This is a genomic window from Streptomyces sp. NPDC020965, from assembly GCF_044333555.1.
In the GTDB taxonomy this organism is placed as follows: domain Bacteria; phylum Actinomycetota; class Actinomycetes; order Streptomycetales; family Streptomycetaceae; genus Streptomyces.
Map to the genome: position 1 here is coordinate 1 of NZ_JBIRRE010000036.1, position 4,251 is coordinate 4,251.

Genomic DNA, 4,251 nt, shown 5'->3' on the forward strand with positions numbered 1-4,251 from the left:
GCCGCGAGCAACTCCGCACGCGACTCCCCCACCACCACACCACGATGCTCAAGACCCGCACGCGACACACCCAGCGAGTACGCCACATCCACCACCGACACATCACCGGCGGCAGAGACGAACGACAGCAGCCGCTCCGCCTGCCCCCGCAACGCGTCGGCCGACCGCGCCGACAGCACCCACGGCGGAGTCACGCCCGACCCGGCCAGCGGCTCCACGGCGCTCGGCTCGAACTCCGACGCCTCCTCGATGATCACGTGCGCGTTCGTGCCACTGAACCCGAACGACGACACACCGGCGCGGCGCGGACGGCCGGTCTCCGGCCAGTCGCGCGACTCAGTCAGCAGCTCCACCGCGCCGGCGGACCAGTCCACGTGCGGCGACGGCTCCGACACATGCAGCGTCTTCGGCAGCACACCGGCCCGCATCGCGAGCACCATCTTGATCACACCGGCAACACCGGCCGCGGCCTGGGTGTGGCCGAGGTTCGACTTGGAGGAACCCAGCAGCAGCGGACGACCGTCCTCGCGCTCCTTGCCGTAGGTCGCCAGCAGTGCCTGCGCCTCAATGGGGTCACCGAGCGTGGTGCCGGTGCCATGCGCCTCGACAGCGTCCACCTCGGCCGCCGTCAGACCGGCACTCGCCAGCGCCTGACGAATCACCCGCTGCTGGGACGGACCGTTCGGCGCCGTCAGACCATTGCTCGCACCATCCTGGTTCAACGCCGAACCACGGATGACCGCAAGCACCCGGTGCCCGTTCTTCCGCGCGTCGGAGAGCCGCTCCAGGACCAACATGCCGACACCCTCGGACCAGCCGGTGCCGTCGGCGCTCGCCGAGAACGCCTTGCAGCGGCCGTCGGCGGACAGGGCCCGCTGTCGGCTGAACTCGACGAAACGTTCCGGCGTCGACATGATCGTCACGCCGCCCGCCAGGGCGAGGGAGCACTCACCCTGGCGCAGGGCGTGCGCGGCGGAGTGCAGGGCGACGAGCGAGGACGAGCAAGCGGTGTCGACCGAGACCGCCGGACCCTCCAGACCCAGGACGTACGAGACCCGGCCGGAGACGATGCTGGAGTGCGTACCGGTGCTCAGGAAGCCCTCGACACCGTCGGGCGCCGAGCCCTTCTGAATGCCGTAGTCCGAGGACATGACACCGACGAAGACACCGGTGCGGCTGCCCTTGAGGCGGAGCGGGTCGAGTCCGCTCGCCTCCAGGGCCTCCCACGAGGTCTCAAGGAGCAGCCGCTGCTGCGGGTCCATCGACACGGCCTCGCGCGGCGAGATGCCGAAGAGGCTCGGGTCGAAGCGCTCGGCGCCGTAGACGAAGCCGCCTTCACGCGTGTAGCTGGTGCCCGCGTGGTCGGGGTCCGGGTGGTAGAGCCCCTCGACGTCCCAGCCGCGTCCTTCGGGGAACTCACCGATGGCGTCCGTACCCGTACGGAACAGCTCCCACAACTGCTCCGGGGACTCGACACCCCCGGGGAAGCGGCAGCTCATACCCACGATCGCGATCGGTTCGTTCGCCCTGCCCTCGACCTCGCGCAAGCGCTCATTGGTCTCGTGCAGATCGGTGGTGACGCGCTTGAGGTATTCGCGGAGCTTGGCTTCGTTGGCCATGAGTGGTTCACCCGTCCAGGTATGCGGAAACGCGGGGTTGGCGTCGGTGGGTCAGCGGGGATGAGTCAGGACTTGCCGAAGGTGCTGTCGATGAAATCGAAGATTTCGTCGTCGCTGGCGTCGTCCAGTTCCGCCGCGACCGCGTCGTGACCCGGCGCGCGCTGGGCCCTGTTCCATGCGGTCAGGATGTCGTTGAGGCGTGCGGTGATGCCCGATCGGGCATCGGCGTCCATGTCGGAGAGGGAGGAGGTCTCGTCCGTGACCTCCGAGACCTCGGAGAGGACCGCTTCGATACGGGCGATCTGCTCCAGCAGCCGGGTCCCGACCGGGTCCTCGGCCGGCAAGCCGGGTGCCAGCTCCGCCAGGAGGTACTGCGAGAGCACCGTGGGCGTCGGATAGTCGAAGACCAGTGTGGCGGGCAGCCGCAGTCCGGTGGCCGCGTTCAGCCTGTTCCGCAGTTCGACAGCCGTGAGCGAGTCGAACCCGATCTCCTTGAACGCCCGGGCGGGATCGATGGCGTCGGCGCTGGCATGTCCGAGGACCGCGGCGACGCGCTCCCGTACGAGTTCCAGTACGGTCTCGGTGCGCTCGGCCGCGGTGAGAGCGGCGAGCCGCTGCTCAAGTCCGCCGCCGCTGTCCCCGCCGGTGTTCCCGGCGACGGCCCGGCGTACGACGGGGGTCCGCACCAGACCGCGGAAGAGATGCGGTACGGGCGACGAGCCCGCGCCCAGGGTCGCCGTGTCCAGCTTCATCGGCACCAGCACGGCGTCGTCGTACATCGCCGCGCGGTCCAGCGCGGCCAGGCCGTCGGCGGCGGTGAAGCCGAGAACACCGGCCTCGGTCATCCGGGCGATCTCGGCGTCGCCGAGGTGACCGGTCATCTCGCTCCGGTCGTCCCACAGGCCCCAGGCGAGGGACTGGCCGGGCAGCCCGGCAGCCCGCCGCCGCTGTGCGAGGGCGTCGAGGAAGACATTGGCGGCGGCGTAGTTGGACTGGCCCGCGTCACCGGAGACACCGGCTGCGGAGGAGTAGAGCACGAAGGCCGCGAGATCAAGTCCCTCGGTCAGCTCGTGCAGATGCCAGGCCGCGTCCACCTTGGGGCGCATCACGGCGTCCACCCGCTCCGGGGTCATCGCCTCGACGATTCCGTCGTCCAGCACGCCCGCCGTGTGGAAGACGCCCGTCAGCGGGGCGTCACCCGGCACGGACGCGAGGAGCTTCTCCAACGCTGCCCGGTCGGCGGTGTCACAGGCGACGACGCTCACCTCGGCACCGGCTGCCGTCAGCTCGGCGACCAGTTCGGCGGCGCCGGGGGCGTCGCCGCCCCGACGGCTCACCAGCAGCAGATTCCGTACCCCGTGCTCGGTCACCAGATGACGGGCCAGGAGACTGCCCAGGACACCGGTGCCACCGGTGACGAGGACCGTGCCGTCCTGGTCGAGCGGGCGCGGCACCGTCAGCGCGATCTTGCCGGTGTGCCGGGCCTGCGACATGTGCCGCAGCGCGGCGGACGCGCGGCGGACGTCCCAGGTGGTGACGGGCAGCGGGGTGAGGACTCCCTTGTCGAACAGCGCAAGCAGTTCGGAGAGCATCTCCTGAATGCGCTCGGGGATCGCGCCCGGTCCGTCGACGCTGGTGAAGACGGTGAGGTCGTACGCCTCATAGCGCACTCCCTCGTGTGCCGCCGCGACCTCATCGGCGTCCCGGATGTCGGTCTTACCCATCTCCAGGAATCGGCCGCCGCGCGGCTGGAGCCGCAGTGAAGCATCCACGTACTCCTGCGCGAGGGAGTTGAGTACGACGTCGAAGCCTTCGCCACCCGTCGTCTGCCAGAAGTGGTCCTCGAAGTCGAGGGACCGCGAGGAGGCCATATGCGCCTCGTCGAATCCCATCGCGCGCAGGGTGTCCCACTTGCCGGGGCTGGCCGTGCCGTACACCTCGGCGCCGAAGTGGCGGGCGAGCTGGACCGCTGCCATGCCCACGCCACCGGTGGCGGCGTGCACCAGGATGCGCTGTCCCTGCTGGAGAGCGGCGAGGTCCACCAGTCCGTAGTACGCGGTGAGGTACACCAGCGGGATCGTCGCGGCCTCGGTGTACGACCAGGCATCGGGGATACGGGAGACCATGCGCCGATCCGCGACGGCCACCGGGCCGAACGGGCCGTCGAAGACGCCCATCACGCGGTCGCCGACGGCGATCCCGGTGACTCCAGGGCCGACAGCGGTCACGACGCCGGCGGCCTCGCCACCGAGCTGGGTACCCCGGGCGGGGACCATGCCGAGTGCCATGAGTACGTCACGGAAGTTCACCCCGGCGGCGCGGACCGCGATGCGGACCTGTCCCTCGGTGAGCGGCTCCAGTACGTCGGGGGCCGGGACGACCGTCAGCGCGTCAAGGCTGCCACCGGGGTCCTTGGCGAGGCGCCACGGGGCGTGGTCGGCGAGGGGGATCAGGGCGTCGGTGGTGTGGGCGGGGGTCAGCCGTGCGGCCAGGACCTCACCCTCACGCACCACCAACTGCGGCTCACCAGCAGCCAACAACCCCAACACACCATCACGAACGGCATCCACGGCGGTGGCACTGTCCAGATCAAGAAGCGCGAACCGGTCCGGATGCTCCGACTGAGCAGCCC

At 70.2% G+C, this 4,251-nt stretch carries 2 protein-coding genes; both read right to left on the minus strand.

The window, feature by feature from the left end; genetic code table 11:
* On the minus strand, positions 1 to 1,619 hold a 1,619-nt coding region (locus ACH4S7_RS36495), incomplete at its 3' end, for a type I polyketide synthase (RefSeq protein ID WP_398525738.1).
* 65 nt (positions 1,620 to 1,684) lie between these two features.
* Positions 1,685 to 4,251: SDR family NAD(P)-dependent oxidoreductase (locus ACH4S7_RS36500; protein WP_398525739.1), on the minus strand; the 2,567-nt coding region annotated here is incomplete at its 5' end.